General features: G+C 62.9%; 18 protein-coding genes. 5 read left to right on the top strand and 13 right to left on the bottom strand.

All coding sequences use genetic code 11. From position 1 onward, the window contains the following. Nucleotides 1-14: 14 nt before the first annotated feature. The 6 genes from trbE to G6N73_RS17910 form a co-directional block, all read right to left on the bottom strand. Nucleotides 15-2450: a conjugal transfer protein TrbE gene (gene trbE, locus G6N73_RS17935; RefSeq protein WP_165029970.1), complete on the bottom strand. Its 2436-nt coding sequence runs from the start codon at nucleotides 2448-2450 to the stop codon at nucleotides 15-17. After that, complete coding sequence (locus G6N73_RS17930; RefSeq protein WP_165029968.1) at nucleotides 2444-2716, bottom strand: VirB3 family type IV secretion system protein; 273 nt, start codon at nucleotides 2714-2716, stop codon at nucleotides 2444-2446. The genes trbE and G6N73_RS17930 overlap by 7 nt, the downstream gene beginning before the upstream one ends. Next, nucleotides 2716-3027 (bottom strand): TrbC/VirB2 family type IV secretion system protein, encoded by a 312-nt coding sequence (locus G6N73_RS17925; protein WP_165029966.1) that lies wholly within the window; start codon nucleotides 3025-3027, stop codon nucleotides 2716-2718. The genes G6N73_RS17930 and G6N73_RS17925 overlap by 1 nt, the downstream gene beginning before the upstream one ends. 11 nt (nucleotides 3028-3038) lie before the next feature. Further along, a complete protein-coding gene (gene trbB, locus G6N73_RS17920; protein ID WP_165029964.1) occupies nucleotides 3039-4007 on the bottom strand; it encodes a P-type conjugative transfer ATPase TrbB in 969 nt (322 codons plus the stop codon). Beyond that, nucleotides 4004-4417, bottom strand: a complete 414-nt coding sequence (locus G6N73_RS17915) for a CopG family transcriptional regulator (RefSeq protein WP_165029962.1) — start codon at nucleotides 4415-4417, stop codon at nucleotides 4004-4006. Before G6N73_RS17915 ends, trbB begins: the two co-directional genes overlap by 4 nt. A 113-nt stretch (nucleotides 4418-4530) precedes the next feature. After that, nucleotides 4531-6561 carry a conjugal transfer protein TraG gene (locus tag G6N73_RS17910; RefSeq protein WP_165029960.1) on the bottom strand — a complete coding sequence of 677 codons (2031 nt, stop codon included), beginning with the start codon at nucleotides 6559-6561 and terminating at the stop codon, nucleotides 4531-4533. Between the two features lie 347 nt (nucleotides 6562-6908). On the opposite strand from G6N73_RS17910, the gene G6N73_RS17905 reads away from it, so the two are divergent. Further along, the gene (locus G6N73_RS17905) at nucleotides 6909-7595 is read left to right on the top strand and encodes a hypothetical protein (protein ID WP_165029958.1); all 687 of its coding nucleotides are present in this window, start codon (nucleotides 6909-6911) and stop codon (nucleotides 7593-7595) included. Between the two features lie 169 nt (nucleotides 7596-7764). Here the strand turns inward: G6N73_RS17905 and G6N73_RS17900 are convergent, their stop codons facing one another. Continuing rightward, a complete protein-coding gene (locus tag G6N73_RS17900) occupies nucleotides 7765-8703 on the bottom strand; it encodes a M78 family metallopeptidase domain-containing protein (RefSeq protein ID WP_165029956.1) in 939 nt (312 codons plus the stop codon). Further along, nucleotides 8690-9103, bottom strand: a complete 414-nt coding sequence (locus G6N73_RS17895; protein ID WP_246252192.1) for a helix-turn-helix domain-containing protein — start codon at nucleotides 9101-9103, stop codon at nucleotides 8690-8692. Before G6N73_RS17895 ends, G6N73_RS17900 begins: the two co-directional genes overlap by 14 nt. 144 nt (nucleotides 9104-9247) lie before the next feature. On the opposite strand from G6N73_RS17895, the gene G6N73_RS17890 reads away from it, so the two are divergent. The 4 genes from G6N73_RS17890 to G6N73_RS17875 are packed head-to-tail and all read left to right on the top strand — an operon-like array spanning nucleotide 9248 to nucleotide 11759. Next, nucleotides 9248-9589, top strand: coding sequence for a multiubiquitin domain-containing protein (locus G6N73_RS17890; protein WP_165029954.1), 342 nt, complete (start codon nucleotides 9248-9250; stop codon nucleotides 9587-9589). Between the two features lie 3 nt (nucleotides 9590-9592). Beyond that, a complete protein-coding gene (locus G6N73_RS17885; protein ID WP_165029952.1) occupies nucleotides 9593-10006 on the top strand; it encodes an E2/UBC family protein in 414 nt (137 codons plus the stop codon). Then, nucleotides 9991-11406 (top strand): ThiF family adenylyltransferase, encoded by a 1416-nt coding sequence (locus G6N73_RS17880; RefSeq protein WP_246252190.1) that lies wholly within the window; start codon nucleotides 9991-9993, stop codon nucleotides 11404-11406. The genes G6N73_RS17885 and G6N73_RS17880 overlap by 16 nt, the downstream gene beginning before the upstream one ends. Next, entirely contained in the window at nucleotides 11403-11759 is a 357-nt protein-coding gene (locus G6N73_RS17875) for a ubiquitination-like system serine protease family protein (RefSeq protein ID WP_165029950.1), read from the top strand. Before G6N73_RS17880 ends, G6N73_RS17875 begins: the two co-directional genes overlap by 4 nt. A gap of 140 nt (nucleotides 11760-11899) precedes the next feature. Here G6N73_RS17875 and rlxS read toward each other — a convergent pair whose 3' ends face one another. The 5 genes from rlxS to G6N73_RS17850 form a co-directional block, all read right to left on the bottom strand. After that, nucleotides 11900-13870: a relaxase/mobilization nuclease RlxS gene (rlxS, locus tag G6N73_RS17870; protein ID WP_165029948.1), complete on the bottom strand. Its 1971-nt coding sequence runs from the start codon at nucleotides 13868-13870 to the stop codon at nucleotides 11900-11902. A gap of 174 nt (nucleotides 13871-14044) precedes the next feature. Next, on the bottom strand, nucleotides 14045-14731 hold the full coding sequence (locus tag G6N73_RS17865) for a lytic transglycosylase domain-containing protein (RefSeq protein WP_165029946.1): 687 nt from the start codon (nucleotides 14729-14731) through the stop codon (nucleotides 14045-14047). Continuing rightward, nucleotides 14719-15267, bottom strand: a complete 549-nt coding sequence (locus G6N73_RS17860) for a S26 family signal peptidase (protein ID WP_165029944.1) — start codon at nucleotides 15265-15267, stop codon at nucleotides 14719-14721. Before G6N73_RS17860 ends, G6N73_RS17865 begins: the two co-directional genes overlap by 13 nt. Continuing rightward, nucleotides 15264-15533, bottom strand: a complete 270-nt coding sequence (locus G6N73_RS17855; RefSeq protein WP_165029942.1) for a helix-turn-helix transcriptional regulator — start codon at nucleotides 15531-15533, stop codon at nucleotides 15264-15266. Before G6N73_RS17855 ends, G6N73_RS17860 begins: the two co-directional genes overlap by 4 nt. A 177-nt stretch (nucleotides 15534-15710) precedes the next feature. Beyond that, nucleotides 15711-16034, bottom strand: a complete 324-nt coding sequence (locus G6N73_RS17850; RefSeq protein WP_008838504.1) for a DUF736 domain-containing protein — start codon at nucleotides 16032-16034, stop codon at nucleotides 15711-15713. Nucleotides 16035-16429 lie beyond the last annotated feature (395 nt).

The raw sequence follows: 16429 nt of genomic DNA, 5'->3' as shown, positions 1-16429 counted from the left end.
GATTCTGAATGCTCCTATTCGGGTTGGGGGAATTGCCCGAGAAGCTCGGCGGCCCATTCGAGGCCGCGAACGCTCAGGAATCGGGAAGCGAAGTCGCTCCGGCCGTGCTCGGAAACGATCGTGTCGATGAGGGTCTCCGAAGCCGGATCGGAGGCGCCGCAAAGGGCGAGCGCGACGGGACCCAACCCCAGCTCGAACAGCCGGTTGCCGCGGCGCGACTGCAGATAATAATGGCGCTTCGGCGTTGCGCGGGCGATCAGCTCGATCTGCCGCTCGTTCAATCCGAAGCGGTCATAGGCTTCCCGCGACTGCGGTTCCACGGCGCGATCGTTGGGCAGGAAGATACGCTGCGGACAGCTCTCGATGATCGCTGGCGCGATGGAAGAACCGGCGATGTCGGCGAGTGACTGCGTGGCGAAGATCACCGACACGTTCTTCTTGCGCAGCACTTTCAGCCATTCGCGGATGCGGGCGGCAAAGAGCGGGTTGTCGAGATAGACCCAGGCCTCGTCGAGCATGAGCAAAGTCGGCCGCCCGTCGAAGCGTTCCTCGAGCCGGTGGAACAGGTAGGTGAGCACAGGCAGGACGACGCCTTGCCTGTGCATCAACTCCTCGGTCTCGAAGCACTGGACATCCGACAGCGCCAGCCGGTCGCAATCGGCGTCGAGCAGCCGGCCGAAGGGGCCGTCGAGCGTGTAGGGCATGAGTGCTGCCTTCAGCGCATTGGACTGAAGCAGAACAGACAGGCCGGTGAGCGTGCGTTCCTGAGCCGGTGCGGTGGCGAGGCTGGTGAGCGCCGACCAGACCGCCTCCTTCACCTCCGGTGTGACGGCAACGTTCTCATGGGCGAGCAGTCCCGCGATCCATTCGGCGGCCCAGCCGCGGACGGCCTGGTCGTCAATGTTGCGCAGGGGCTGGAAGGCGAATGAGCTATCAGCGCCCAGCGCATGATGCTCGCCGCCCATGGCGAGCGTAGCCGCCCGCGCAGAATTGCCCTTATCGAAGACATAGACCTGCGCGCCGGGATAACGGCGGAACTGCAGAGCCATGAGCGAAAGCAGCACCGATTTGCCGGCGCCAGTCGGCCCGACGATCAGCATATGGCCGACATCGCCGACATGGGTGGAAAACCGGAACGGTGTCGAGCCGCTGGTCTCGGCAAAGAGCAGCGGCGGAGCTTCTGTCCCGGTAACTTTGCCCAGATGATCGTTGCGCGCCGGACCAGCCCACACCGACGACAGCGGCATGAGATGGGCAAGGTTCAGCGTATGCACGAGTGGCTGGCGGACATTGGCATAGACGTGGCCGGGCAGCGACCCGAGCCAGGCCTCGACCGCATTGACGCTCTCGCGGATGGAGGTGAAGCCGAGCCCGTTGACAATGCGCTCCACCGCACGAAGCTTCTGCTCGGCGGCTTGGCGGTCCTCGTCCCAAACTGTAACCGTGGTGGTGAGATAGCCGAAGCCGACATGATCGCCACCCAGCGCCTGCAGTGCTGCGTCCGCATCGAACGCCTTGTTCTCGGCATCGCTGTCGACGAGCGGAACCGGCTCGTTGGTGACCACCTCGCGCAGGATGGCGGCGATCGATTTGCGCTTGGCGAACCATTGCCGGCGCAGCTTGGTCAGGGTTTTTGTGGCTTCCGTCTTGTCGAGCGGAATGAAGCGCGTCACCCAGCGATAGGCGAAGTCCTGGTGGTTGAGCGCATCGAGGATGCCGGGCCGGGTGACATTCGGGAAACCAAGAATGGTGAGCGTGCGCAGATGCTGTTCGCCCAGCATCGGCTCCAGTCCACCCGTAAGCGGCGTGTCGACCAGGACGCCATCGAGGTACATCGGCGCCTCCGGTACGGCGACCGGATGACGCTTGGTCGAGATCGTGCCGTGCAGGAATGTGAGCGTCTCGGCATCGTCGAGCGCGCGCACCTCAGGCAGGAAGCCGGAGAGCAGGTCGAGCACACGGTCGGTCTCGTCGCGGAATCGCGTCAGCTCCTGACGCCAGTCGCGTTTCCCATTCTCACGATCGGTGTCGACGAGTGCGCTTTCCGCTCGCGCCTGGCCATCGGGCGGCGGCATGAACAGCAAGGTGAGGTGTTGGCGGCTCTCGAAATGCGCGACTTTGCCCTCGAAGGCCGCGCGCCGTTCCTCGTTGACCAGCCATGACGTGGCGTCGGGAAAGCTCGATTTGGGATAATCGAGCGCCTCGACATGCTCGGCCTCGAAGAACAATGCCCAGCCGGAGCCGAGCCGTCTCAACGCATTGTTCGCCCGCGCACAGACGCCGACGAGTTCGGCTTCCGTCGCGCTTTCGAGATCGGGCCCGCGGAACCGGAACGTCCGCTGAAAGCTGCCGTCCTTGTTGAGGATGATCCCGGGAGCGACCAATGCCGCCCAGGGAAGATGGTCGGCAAGCCGATCGGCGGTCGAGCGGTATTCCGAAAGGTTCAGCATGCGAGCCAACCCTTCAGGCGAAGGTGGCGGACGAGCACGCTTGCAAAATCCGGATCGCGCCGGGCGGCGAAGACCGCGAGCGTGTGGCCGGCAATCCAGAGCACCAGTCCCGCGATCCACTGCTGCATCCCAAGCCCGATCGCCGTGGCTACCGTGCCGTTCAGGATGGCCACGGCCCGAGGCGCACCGCCGAGCAGGATCGGCTCCGTCAGGGCCCGGTGAACCTGAACCTCAAAGCCCTCGATATGCTGCTCGCCGGACGCCATCAGATGAGCGCCCCGCCGCCGAAGGAGAAGAAGGAGAGGAAGAAGGAGCTCGCTGCGAAGGCGATGGAGAGACCGAAGACGATCTGGATCAGCCGGCGGAACCCGCCAGCCGTGTCGCCGAAGGCGAGCGTCAGGCCCGTAGTGATGATGATGATCACCGCGACGATCTTGGCGACCGGCCCCTGAACCGATTCCAGGATCCGCTGCAGCGGTTCTTCCCACGGCATGCCGGAACCGGCCGCAAAAGCCGCCGGAGCCGTTAGAAACAACAGGACGGTTGCGGACGACAGAAAACGAAGCTTCTTGCGCATGAAATTGCCTTTCAAAGCTGCTGGAGTTGCGAGGGCGTGAGCTGGGCGATCGCGTAGTCGCCATTGCTGTCGAGGCCAGTCACTTCGGCGATTGCATCGAGGCGGCGCGAGGAGCCGCGCCCGGCGATGAAGACGACCAGGTCGATGGCTTCGGCGATGAGACGGCGGGGGACGGTGACAACGGCTTCCTGGGCAAGCTGCTCGACGCGGTAGAGGGCCGAGCGCGCCGAATTGGCGTGAACCGTGGCGATGCCACCCGGATGGCCGGTGTTCCATGCCTTCAGCATGTCGAGGGCTTCCGCGCCCCTCACCTCGCCGACGATGATGCGGTCGGGCCTGAGCCGCAGTGTCGAGCGGACGAGATCGGCGAGCGTGACTGACCCGCGTCGGGTACGGAGAGCAACGCAATCCTTGGCCGTGCATTGCAGTTCGCGCGTGTCCTCGATCAGGATCACCCGCTCGTCGCATTCGGCGACTTGCGCCAGCAGCGCGTTGGTGAGCGTCGTCTTGCCCGACGACGTTCCGCCGGCGACCAGGATGTTGCGACGATCGCGCACCGCCTTCCTCAGCGCTTCGGCCTGGACCGGCATCATGATGCCGTCGGCAACATAATCGGCGAGCGTGTAGACACGTGCCGCGGGCTTGCGGATGGCAAAACATGGCGCCAGCGCCACCGGAGGCAGCAGGCCCTCGAAGCGCTCGCCAGACGGCAGCTCGGCGCTGACGATAGGATTGTCGGCATGGGCTTCCGCGCGAACGTGCGAGGCAACGAGGCGGACAATGCGTTCGGCCTCGGATGGGTGCATGCGCACGCCGGTGTCGACGCGGCCCTCGCCGAGCCGGTCGAGCCGCAGCACACCGTCCGGATTGACCATCACCTCGATGACGGAAGGGTCTGCCAGAGCGTCGGCGATTGCCTGGCCCATGGCGGTGCGCAGCATGGCGCGGCGGCGGTGATCGGCCTCGGGATGAGAGGTCATTCGCCCCCTCCCCCGCTGTTTTCGTCGCGCAGAGAGCGCTTGCCGGAAGCGATCTGGCGTCCGACCTGCTCGACGAACTTTTGGAAACGCTCCTGCGCCACCGCCTGCGTTGCCTTGTCGGGCACAGGCGTGTGGGCGTGAAGCGTGATGGAAAAGCGGATGAAGAGCGCCAGGCTCTCGAGGATCATCTCTGCATCGCGCCGGACATGATCGAGGTTTCGCGATAGACTATCGAGACGCTTGCCGTAGCGCCGGTCGAGCTCGTTCTCTCCGCGCTGTTCGATGAAGGCCTGAACCGCCTTCGCCACGATCTCCGACTTGGTTGTCGAGGGGTTGCGGCTGAGCTGAGCGAGCTTTTCGCTCAGCTCTGAATCCAGCAGAAACTGATGGCGGATGCGTGCGTGGTTCATCGGCTCGTTCCGGTTGGCCGGCGCTGCTGCGCCGGCTCCGAACAAGCATCGTTCAGACGCCCGAAATCGCTTATGGCCCTTATCTACGCTGAGATGCGCCCGGCTCTGGAGGGTCAGAAGCCGGGCAAGATGTCCTTGTCCTCGCCCATGCCCTCGTTGATGCCGTACGCCCGCGCGGCATTGGAAATCCGGTCGATGAGCTTCTTGTCGGCCGCCGTGTCGCCGTCGTCATCGGGCGGTCCGAACAGATCGCCCTGGTCGGGCTCCTGTTTGGCGACGCTACGTTCCTCGGGTAGGCCGGGATGGCGCTGTTGTTGCACGCCGCCTTCGTCTTCGGAGATTGCGTCGGACCGCTCATCGCCAGCGAGAAGCCGACGGTCCACGCCGCGCACCTGCCCACTCCAGTCGTCGGCCCGCGGCGCCGGTCGGTCCGCGTATATGCCGGCTGCGAGGACTGGCGCAGGAAACACCCGCTCGGTGAAGTTCCGGTCTTCATAGTAGCGCAGCTTCTTTGCCCGGATTGGCGCAAGACCGGAAACCAGCACCAGTTCGTCCGCCGGCGGCAACTGCATTACCTCGCCCGGCGTCAGCAACGGGCGCGCGGTCTCCTGGCGACTGACCATCACATGCGAAAGCCATGGTGCAAGACGATGGCCGGCATAGTTGCGCATGGCGCGCAATTCCGTCGCCATCCCGAGCGCGTCGGAGATGCGCTTGGCTGTGCGCTCGTCGTTGGAGGAAAAGGCGATCCTCACATGGCAATTGTCGAGGATGGCGTTGTTCTCGCCATAGGCTTTGGAGATCTGGTTCAAGGATTGCGCGATCAGATAGGCGCGGATGCCATAGCCGGCCATGAAGGCGAGCGCCGTCTCAAAGAAGTCCAGCCGCCCCAGCGCCGGGAACTCGTCCAGCATCATGAGCAGTTGATGCTTTCGGCTCTTCCTGGGATCGCCCTCCAGCCGTTCGGTGAGCCGCCGGCCGATTTGGTTGAGGATGAGCCGCACCAGCGGCTTGGTCCGCGAGATGTCGGACGGCGGCACGACCAGATAGAGCGACAGTGGACGATCCGAATCCATAAGGTCGGCAATGCGCCAGTCGCAGGCCGATGTCGTCGCCGCAACGGTGGGATCACGATAAAGCCCGAGGAAGCTCATCGCCGTGGACAACACGCCCGAACGCTCGTTTTCCGATTTGTTCAGCACCTCGCGTGCTGCCGAGGCGACGACCGGATGCACCTGCGGCTTTTCGGCCGTGCCGAGATGATTGGTGGTCATCATCCGCCGTAGCGTCGCGGCAAACGAGCGCTGCGGATCCGATAGGAAAGTGGCGACGCGGGCAAGCGTCTTTTCCTCCTCGGCATAGAGCACATGCAGGATAGCGCCGACCAGCAGCGCGTGACTGGTCTTCTCCCAATGATTGCGCCGCTCCAGCGCGCCTTCGGGATCGACCAGTATGTCAGCGATGTTCTGGACGTCGCGAACCTCGTGTGGGCCTTTGCGGACTTCCAGCAGCGGATTGTAGCGCGCCGATCGGGGATCTGTCGGATTGAACAGAAGGCAATGTGAGAACTTCGACCGCCAACCTGCTGTCAGCTGCCAGTTCTCGCCCTTGATGTCGTGGATGACAGCCGAGCCGGTCCAGGAAAGAAGCGTGGGAACGACCAATCCGACGCCCTTGCCCGATCGTGTCGGCGCAAAGGCCATGACATGCTCCGGCCCGTCATGCCGCAGATAGCGATCCTTCAGTTTGCCGAGAAACACGCCGGCCGGACGAAACAATCCCGCCCTCTCGATCTCGCGCTTCGTGGCCCATCGTGACGAGCCGTATGTCGTGACCAGGCCACGCTGCCGGGCGCGCCAGAGCGAGCCAGCAATTGCGGCGGCGCAGCCCATCAACCCGCTCGCCGCCGCCAACATGCCAGCCCTGTCGAAAACCTCCGGCGCATAAGCTTCGAAGTAGAACCACCACGCAAACAGCTTCCAAGGCTTGTAAATCGGCCAGCCGGCCGCCCAAAACCATGGCGCGCCGAGCTGCTCTTGGTAGCCCAGCATATAGGCGCACCATTGGGTCGCAGCCCATACGCCAAGGATGAGAATGGCGAACACGACGGCGATCTGGCCGATAAGGAGCTTCGTCGGTGTCATGGGCGCAGCTCCGCTGTTTTGACAGACGGAATGCAGCATGACGCCGAGTGTCAGGCAATCGAAGGAGTCTTATGTACGATTCGGTGCGATCGGGCGGACATTACCGGCTTTGAACTGCTTGGTTGCGCCACTAGCCGACCGCTGCTTTCACTCCTTCGTGTGGACGGACCTTTGCGGAAGACGCAGGACCGGCGTCCATGATCAATTTTGTCGAGATCCACAGCCATGGTTCTCAAAATCTGATGTGGCATTTTCCATGCGCGGAGGATGTCGCCAGCTTGATTATTCAGCCGCGACGATAACCGGAATCGGAGCTAGTCTGACGAAATACGCAACGGGGTCATCCAATGTGGTTTGACGAGTTACCGGGAAAATCGTGGGCAAGCCTCTGGTCAGGCTATGTAGTATGTGGCGGGAACTGCTCCGGCATTCGTAAGATCGATGCGTGCTGCCCAGCGTGCGGTGCCGACCGATTTGATACATCGCCCAAGATCATGACAATAAATGGCAAGGAGGTGGTCATCCATGCCACCCTCGCGGGCGCCGAAGGCCGTTACGAGGACTACATCTATCTCGAGATGCTCCAGCGCGAATGGGAGCGTCCGGCCGCAGAGTTTGAACGCTTCTCACATTTCTCCGATACTGAACGTCCATCCGCTAGGGCAGCTTTGGTGCTGCTGTTTTGGGGCTACTTCGAGACTCGTATCGACCGGCTTCACCGCGCGGCGATGCGTGCGCTTCCACAGCGTGTTTTGAATGACGAGCTTCGGCGTTACTCCGGGATCAGGAGCCGCCTCTACGAACTCTACAAGATATTCTTCGGGACGACCTATTTCGATGATCTTCGCGATCAGGGATTTGTGGCAGTTGCTGATCTACTGAAAGACATTCACGAACGCAGGAACGCATTCGCACACGGAAAGCCACAGGCAATCAACGATGTTACGGTGAATGCGCTCGTCGAGAACCTCAAAGCTGAGCATGACGCTTGGATCGCGATATACAACAGGCGAGTGAGGTCCCGAGATGGCTGAGGCTCCCGCAATGCACATACGCTTGCCGGCGGCCGAGTCATAGAACGTGTATTGCCTTTCTCCCCGCGTTAATCGGGGATGTCATCGTCCGTTCCTTGTCGCCGAACCCTTGCGATCATCGATACGCTTTCACGGCCTCAACAAGGACCTGCGGTGTTGTGAGAAATGCTTATGCCACGGCGGCGCCGAAACCTGGCGGCAAGAGAATTGTCGACGCGGTCAGGGCATTGATCGGATACAAGAGGATCAGAACGTTGTGCTTCGTATCGAACGCTTCGGCGACGCATTCGTGCGGCACGCCATTCCGGTCTCTGATCAAAAGCGAAACGGGCCGAGTCATCTTCCGGCCTATCGGCATGACCGGGCCCAGGACATGGCTCAGAGTAATCTTCGCGTCGGTCGGTCGCCCAAATTGCATTATGAAGGATGGCGAAGGTTCGATACGGCGGACGACGGCTTCGGCTCCATGGCCGTTGACGAATTGAATTGGCTCCAGGATGTAGACGACGCACGCGCGGTGATTGGTGCGGGCAAACTCGCGCGCTGACGCATAGACCGACGCCCCGAACTTCTTTGCGAGATTCATCGGGGTCTTGATCTCGAACGCGCAGTCGGCGGCGTAGCGCGCGTACGTGTCGCCCTTGAAGAGGGCGTAACGTGCGAAGTTGTTCGCCTCGCGCTCGAACTGGTCGGCGATCTCGGGAGCGAGCGTCTTCTCGCAGTCTTGGAAGAAGCGAAAGAGCTTGCGGTGAGTCGGCATGTCGTGGTGCGCGGTTTCGTGCAGCGTCAGGAACGTCTGCTTCGACTTCGCGACCTTATCATCGATATGGATGAGGCTTTCCGCCGCGTCGTAAAGACCGAAGACCTTGGCGACGGCGGACTTGATGCGAACACCGGCGTCGGCGGCCTTGCTTCGCACATAGGCGATAATGGCGGCAGCATCGAACATGCTCGTCGGCGCGACACGAACCTCGGCGGCGGCGAGAATGTCATCCAGCGGAACCGGAAACCGATCCCACGCGGCAGCACGGTCGAGGAGCTTGCGTGCCCGCTCCTCAACCGCGCGAAGGTCTTCCGGGTCGAGGCTGCTGTCGTCAGGTTTTGTCACCCGGTCGCTTCCTGCTTCTGATGAACTTGAGATACTGTATCATTTCGGCTTCTTCTTCCGCTGTAAGATTATGCTCGGCAAAAGTCGCGACCCGTCCATGTCTTTCGCTGTCGTCGCGCGTCGTAGGCGACGTTAGATAGCCCGCCATCTCCATCAGCTTCTCGAAGCTTATGGCATACAGCTCGGCGAGTGCGTGTAAAATGTTGGGTGACGGCTTCTGAATCTTGTCGTTTTCGATTTGACTGAGATACGCATTCGATACTTGTTTGTTCGTGGCTTCCTCGACCTCACGTAACGTCATCTTCCGGTCGGTGCGAATCGAAGCGAGATACTGACCCAGAGTTGGCTTCACGGTACTCCTCTCGTCGGTGCGGGCTAGCATAGCGGCGTCCTTCTGCAACGCTTTGTTCTCCTTACAATTCTAGACCTCGCCGCTCGCGTCGTCAAGCTTGCAAAGTGTTTGCTTGATATCCTTAGCATGCTATGCCATATTGGAATCGAGGCAGCCGCGGTGGCGTGCCCGGTTCCCAAGGAGGGAAAACCAATGACTGAACGCACTGACATGAAGGGGGGCGACTCCGGCGTGGAGGAAGTCCTCAACGACATTGTCGACCTCGAAGAGTACGCGAAGCTCGGCAAGCACCCGCCCTTGGCCAAGGGTTACCGCATCCGCGTCAACGGCGAGCCTTTCGTTGTTCACGATCCGAAGCCTACCGGGCGCGCGATCCTGACACTCGCCGGGCTGACCCCCGCCGAGACCTACGCCCTGCGGGTCAAGCTCGCTGGTGAAAAGCCGCGTAAGGTCGGGCTTGATGAGAACATCGACCTGCGGCACCCCGGCGTCGAGAAGTTCAAGGCGCTACCGCGCGACCAGACGGAGGGCTGATCCATGGACCCCCGTCGCCAGTTCGACTTGCTCCCCGTCGATCGCGAGTTCCTTGAGGAGTACGGACTGTTGTGGGAAACGATCGTGGACGGCTCCCAATGGGTGCTGATCCACGATTTCCCGACGCCGCATGGGTACAACCATACGCGCGTCACGGCGGCGATCCGGATCGAGACCGGCTATCCGAACACCGAGCTCAACATGGTGTATTTGTTCCCGCCGCTCGCCCGGATCGACGGCAAGCCGATTGGCGCTACGGAAGCGCAGCAGGCGCTCGACAGGAAGTCGTACCAGCGTTGGTCTCGTCACCGCACCGGCGCGAACCCCTGGAAGATCGGGCGCGACTATCTCGGCACGCACATCATCCTGATCGAGGACTGGCTAGAGCGGGAGTTCGAAAAATGCCCGCTCGCATAACGCTCGCCTTGTCGGGCGATCAGCATGATCACCTGATGAGCTTTCTCTTTCCGGGGGACGGCAAGGAGGCCGTTGCCATCCTGCTGTGCGGACGGCGCGATGGCGACCGCTGCCATCGCCTGGTCGTCCGCGAAATCCACGGGATTCCTTACGAGGACTGCTCTGAGCGCACGCCGTCGCGTGTCACTTGGCCACCCGACTACATCGCACCGATGCTGGATCGCGCCGCTGCCGAAGGACTTTCAGTCGTGAAGGTTCACAGCCATCCGACCGGTTATGGCGCGTTCTCCGAAATTGACGACGAGGGCGACGCGCGCCTCCTGCCGATGATCCGGGGGTGGGTTGAAACCGATATCCTCCACGGCAGCGTTGTCATGCTGCCCTACGGCCAGATGTTCGGCCGCGTCTTGCTGGGCGACGGCAGCTTCGCGCCGATCGACTGCATCTCTGTCGCGGGCGATGATCTCCTTTTTTGGTACGCGGACGCGGGAAGCGCCGCGCTGCCGAACTTCGTCGCATCTCACGCGCAAGCCTTCGATGAAGGCACGATCCAGCGCCTTCGCCGCCTGTCCTTTGCAGTTGTAGGAGCCTCCGGCACCGGGAGCCCGACGATCGAGCAACTTGTGCGGCTCGGTGCCGCCGAGATTGTGATTGTCGACGACGATCATATGGAGGATCGCAACGTCAATCGGGTCCTGAACTCGACGATGCAGGACGTGAAAGACTGCCGCAGCAAGGTCGACGTGCTGGCCGATGCTGCCGAACGGATCGGCCTCGGAACTCGCATCATCCGCGTGCCTAAGAACCTCTGGCATCCCGACGTGGTCCGCGAGGTCGCGCAATGCGACGTGATCTTCGGCTGCATGGATACAGTCGACGGCCGCTATCTTCTGAATGCGCTCGCTTCCTATTATGCGATCCCGTATTTCGATATCGGCGTGCGCCTCGATGCGGTCAGAGACGGTACTGGCAAAGGCCGCATCCGCGAGGTCTGCGGCACCGTCAATTATCTGCGCCCCGGCCGCTCCAGCCTGATGAGCCGGGGTTTGTTCACGATGGCCGACGTTGCCGCGGCCGGGCTCCGGCGCAACGATTCGAACGCTCACGACCGCCAGGTCGAGGACGGGTACATCAGGGGCGTTGCCGCACATCGGCCTGCCGTCATCAGCGTTAATATGTTCGCCTCCGCGCTGGCCGTCGATGAGTTTCTCGCCCGTCTCCATCCTTTCCGGGAGGAGCCGAACGCCAACTACGCGAGCGTGACCTTCAGCCTAGCCAGCATGGAACTGATCTACGATGCCGAAGAGGGCATTTGCGAGATTCTCGGCGGCACAGTCGGCATCGGCGACTCGACCCCGATGCTCGGACTCATGGAACTGGCCGAAAGGCGGTCGTCGTGAACTGGTTCAACTCGTTCCTGCGGCGGGCGCGCGCCCGCCTCGATCGCTGGCTTCATCCGCCCTATCGCACGTTGATGGCGCAGGAAGCGCTTCCGAAGAAGCTCAGGCGCAAGACGATCTATATCGTCGAGGAGGATGGCTTCGAGGAGCAGGCGGCAATGCTATGCCCATGCGGCTGCCGCCGCGTCTTGCACATGAACCTACTCCCCGATGAACGCCCGTGCTGGCGTCTGACCCGGCATGAAGACGGCACGGCAAGCCTTCATCCTTCCGTCTGGAGGAAGAAGGATTGCGGGTCCCATTTCTGGTTCCGAAGAGGGCGTGTCGAATGGTGTCGGGAGACCGACCGCTAGCTAAGCCAGTTGGGACGAGCCAGTGTCTGCGGGTACGGCAAAAGGATCCTCGAATCTTAGCCACACCACTTCTCGGGCGTCAGCTTCGCGCGAACGCGAACGTTTGTCCCTTCTAAAAGCAGAGCGTCCTACTGCGGTCATCACGAAACACCGGGTCCACCTCTCTGCTGCCCGATTGTCCAGGAAATCCCCTCGCCGCGCATCATCCCCGAAACCTGCTTGCCGATATGCCGCTCGAGCACCGGGCGCCACGGCACAAGGGTAAACTCGCGCGATTTCTCGATGACGGCGTATTTGCCACTGGCGAGCTCAACTGAGCGGCGGAGCGTTCCTTCTACTCGCTGGCCGGATCGCGCTTCCGCATACGGCAGACCAAGCTCCTCCGAGATTTGACCGGCAACACGGATCAGCTCGCGCTGGCGCAGAACCGCCAGCACGTTGGCGCGGTAGACGATCCGATCCTGCTCTTCACGCGCGAGCCCTTGTGCAATCAGCCACTGCCGCCGACGGACCTGGGCCTCTCGCACATCGCGCCCGAAGCCCGAGTCCTGCAAGGGCTCTGGTTTATCGGAAACCAGCTCGCGATCGATCCAAGTGGCGCCGTCAAAACCGACCTGCTGCTCCAGCTTCAATGAAGAGAGCTTGTCGACTGTGACGGGCACAGCCCTGGCACGCTGACGCTCGTATTCCGCCACGCGGCTGAGATGATCCGATGCGATGATCCAGGTGCCGTCCGGCTCGCGCTGCACACCGCGGGTCGCGCGCCGGATCATCTCCAACCGGCGGACATGGGTTTCGGCGAAGCCTTCGGTGGCGGACGGGTCATGCTTCAGATGGATATCGATGTTGTAGCGCCCGTCATTGGCGGCAGCGATCTCGGCGACGGTTCGGTCAACCTGCTTGGGTTCAGTGTTGCTTGGCGTAACCCGAACGATGCAGCCCTCCGGCGTCGGCTCCGTCGCGTCGCCCCTGCCGATATCGATATAGCGGGTTCTGCCGTCCACGCCATCGACGATGAGATAATGCCGGTCGTTGATCTCATCGGCGAGTCCGCGCGCGACGACGCGGCCGGCGACAGGCTGAGCCGGCTCGCCGGATCGATTATGGATGACGCAGTCGGCGGCACTGCGGACGAGCCCTTTACCGGTCAGCTCGCGATGCATGGTCTTGATGATGTCGCCGCGCTCGGCCATGCGGCGCAGCGTGGGCTCGAGATCATCATTGAGACGCCAACGGCCAGGATTGATCTCCTCAGCGAGGCCTAACCGCTCAAGCTTGCGAAGGCGGCCCTGGCGCAGCGTCTGGCGGAACGAATCGCGATCCGCCGGCGAAACAGAGCCATCACCCTCGCGCATGCGTAGCAGCTGCAGGTCGATGCTGGTAAAGCGCTCCTGCTCCATTTCCTGGCGCAGGCGCTGCTCGATCTCGCGGTCGGTTCGGGGACCAAGATCGAGGCTGACCAGCTCGGCGGCCCGCTCGCGGATGCCAGACGAGATGTACTCGCGTGCGATGACGAGATTCTCGCCTCGGTCATCCTTGCCGCGGAGGATGATGTGGGTGTGCGGATGACCGGTGTTGAAATGATCGACGGCAACCCAGTCGAGCTTGGTGCCGAGGTCTTCTTCCATCTGCGCCATGAGGCGCCGGGTCAGCGGCTTGAGATCATCGTACTGGATGCCGTCTTCGGGCGCGACGATGAAGCGGAACTGGTGGCGGTCGCCGTCGGCCCGATCGACAAATTCCCTGCCGTCCACGCGATCCTGGTCAGCGCCGTAGAGCTGGCCGGGTTCGCCCTCCCGCGTGACACCGTCACGCTGGATGTAGCGCAGATGCGCCCACGCCCCGTCCATGCCCTTGCCGGCCAGCCTGACGATACGCGCCTTGACCATCACCCGGCGTTGCCGGAAGGCGGCATAGCGGTCGCGCGATTTGAGCAGCGCGGCCGCCGCGCCGCCGCGCCCCGTTCGGCTTCCGCTGAAGCGGCCACCACCACGGTGTTTGCCGCCCGCCCCGTTGATCGCCGCCAAAAGCTGGTTGGCGTAGCGCTTGCCGGCTTTCGAGCCGCGCGACCCGATTTTGCCCAGCTTCGGCCTGAACTCGTCATCCTTCACGCCAGCCTCCGGATATTAGCAGCAAGATCAGTGGCTTGCGCGCCCTAGCCTCCGGCGCGTGCGAGCAGCCTCCAGGAAAAACGATGTGCAGACAGGAACTTAGCCGCCTCGTGGAGGCGGTGCCTTTATCTTGCCTTACGCGCCCGCCCGTCCCCCGGCCGCACCGCCCGCACATCACCTGCGATCCGGTTTCTTCGGCCGAACGCGATCCCTCGCCAGCGGCACGAAGAGATCGCCGTTCGTTTCACCGGCGCGAACGCCGTGCCGAAGGAAGAAGAGCGACCGTCCGGAGGGAGCGTTTCGCTCCTTCGAAGCGTCGGACTTGCCTTTGAGTTCGTCCATGTCGGCGGCGGAAACCCCGGCCTCTTCGAGCTCTTTCAGATAGGAAACCGTCTCCTTGGGAAGCGGTCTGCCCGTGCGCAGATGCTCTTCGTAGCGCTCGGGTCCGGCATTGTAGGCGGCGAACAGGCCGGGGAAGCCGAAGCGGTCATACATGGCGCTGAGATAGGCTGTTCCGGCCAGAATATTGTCGCGCGGATCGTGCGGATCGGGCCCCAGACCGTGCGCGATGCGCATGTCTCGCCAGGTGCCAGGCATCACCTGCATGAGGCCCATTGCGCCGGCGTTCGAGCTAATGGGAAGGCCATCGAGCATGGTCTCGCCGTTGCTCTCTGCGTCCATGACGGCGTAAATCCAGGCCTCGGGAACAGAGAAACGCCTGCTGGCTTCGGATACGAACTGCTGCCACCGTTGAAGCTGCGGATTGCGGGAGATGGCGACCGGCTCGGCGCCGGTCGAGGCGGAACAGGCGCATGGCGGGATCGTAATGATGCCCAGCACCAGGAGGGTCACTCGGTCCATAGCGGCACGAGCCTCCCGATGACATTTGCGACCGGAACCGGCCCGAAATAGCCGCTGTCGAATGAGTCGGCTGCCTTGCCGCTGAGCAGGAAAACCTCGTCATCGGCGAGCTTTCGGCATTCGCTCCACCATGGCAGCGGACGCCCCTGGCGGTCGGTTTCGAGGCGGCGCGCGGCGATCTCGCCGCTTATGATGACGAACTCATTGAATGCACAGACATGCTCGCCGGGCAGTGCGGCAAGGCGCTTTACCAGCGGCACGTTGCGAGGCAGGTAGCCGCGTTTTTCGGCGAGGTCGGCGACCCATTCCGGCGGGCGCACGAGCGCCAGATCGCCGCGTGCGGACGCTGCAAAACCGACCCGGTAGAGCCCCACCGGCGCGCTCGCCGAGGCGTTCCAGACCAGCCAAAGCGATGGTTTGACGAAGGCGGTAAAACCGATCAGGCCGAGGCCGAGCGCCGCAACGGCGATGGTCCGGCGCGCCCGAAAGCGTGTCAGCCGGCTGCCGATCAGATGGATGGAAGGCCGCCCGCTCATGACCGGCCCCCATCGCCGGCGGAGCTGGAGCCGCTCTCATCGTGCTCGGAAGTGGAGTCTTGCGAGCTGCCTTTCGACCAGTCGTCGAGCTCGTCTATGTGGTAGCGGACATAGCGGCCATGCTTGCGGTATTTCGGGCCGCCCCCAGTCAGCCGCATCTTTTCGAGCGTCCGCTGGGACAGACCAATATAGAAGGCCGCCTGCGCGGTGTTGAGAAACGGACTGCCCTTCTTGGCGCGGGCCGCGCGCTCGTTTTCGTCGTCCATGTTGATCCTCGTTTCGCTTCGGACAAGCGACCGCGAGGATGGGCGAGCGAGATCGCTACAGGGACGGGCGAAGAGTCGGATGGGAGTTTTCGCCGCCCCGTCGGGCGCGCGATGTTCGGCGCAAAACGCGGAGAAAGCCCCCGCGCCGATTGCGGCGCGAGGGCTCGAACTGGCCGATCAGTCGGCCGGGTTCCAGATGACGGCGTAGGTATCGTCATCGTCCTGGCCGGCGGCGCGGCCAAGATTGGCGTAGAGTTTGCGCGGGCCGAATTCCGGTGCGGCGATGGAAAGGCTCACATAGTCCTTGCCGGAGGTCTCGCCGGTGCGGATCCAGCCCGCGCCGACCTCGACGCCCTGCGTCAGCACCCGGAAGTCGGGATGGTTGTCGGCGGACTTGCTCTGGTTGGGCACGATGTCGATGTCGGCGCGGACGCTGAGCGTCCTGAGCTGGCCCTTGTAGCCGCCGTTTTCTTGGCTTGTGACGTAACCGATCGCGGTCATTTCGAAGTCTCCTTTTCGCATCGCTGGGGACCATTCCCCTGCGATGGCGGACCGTGATGGGCGCGTCCGGACCGCCCGAACCCGGCAGGGCCGCAGCGGCAGCGGAGGACCCGAGCGGGCGGCTTTTTTGAAGCGAAGCGGCGCGAGGAAGCCGCCGCAGGCGGCGGGGAAAAAAGCTGGCAGCGAGGGTTTCGGGCGGTCCGGAACCGCTCATAGGTCGATAAGCCAGCGCAGGGAAATGGTCCTTGAAGACGCGGGGAGACGGGTCGCGTGATCGCGATGAACGCGGCGAGCAGATGGATGCCAGGCTGCCGGTGAGCACACGCTCAGACGCTGTGCCGATGAACGGATGTGCCCACGCGCCTGGCGCCCCGGCAGGCATTCCGGCGTGGTCA

The organism is Allomesorhizobium camelthorni, from assembly GCF_011045125.1.
Lineage (GTDB): Bacteria > Pseudomonadota > Alphaproteobacteria > Rhizobiales > Rhizobiaceae > Allomesorhizobium > Allomesorhizobium camelthorni.
The sequence above is the reverse complement of the archived record's forward strand: the minus strand, read 5'-3'. Positions and strand labels throughout refer to the sequence as shown.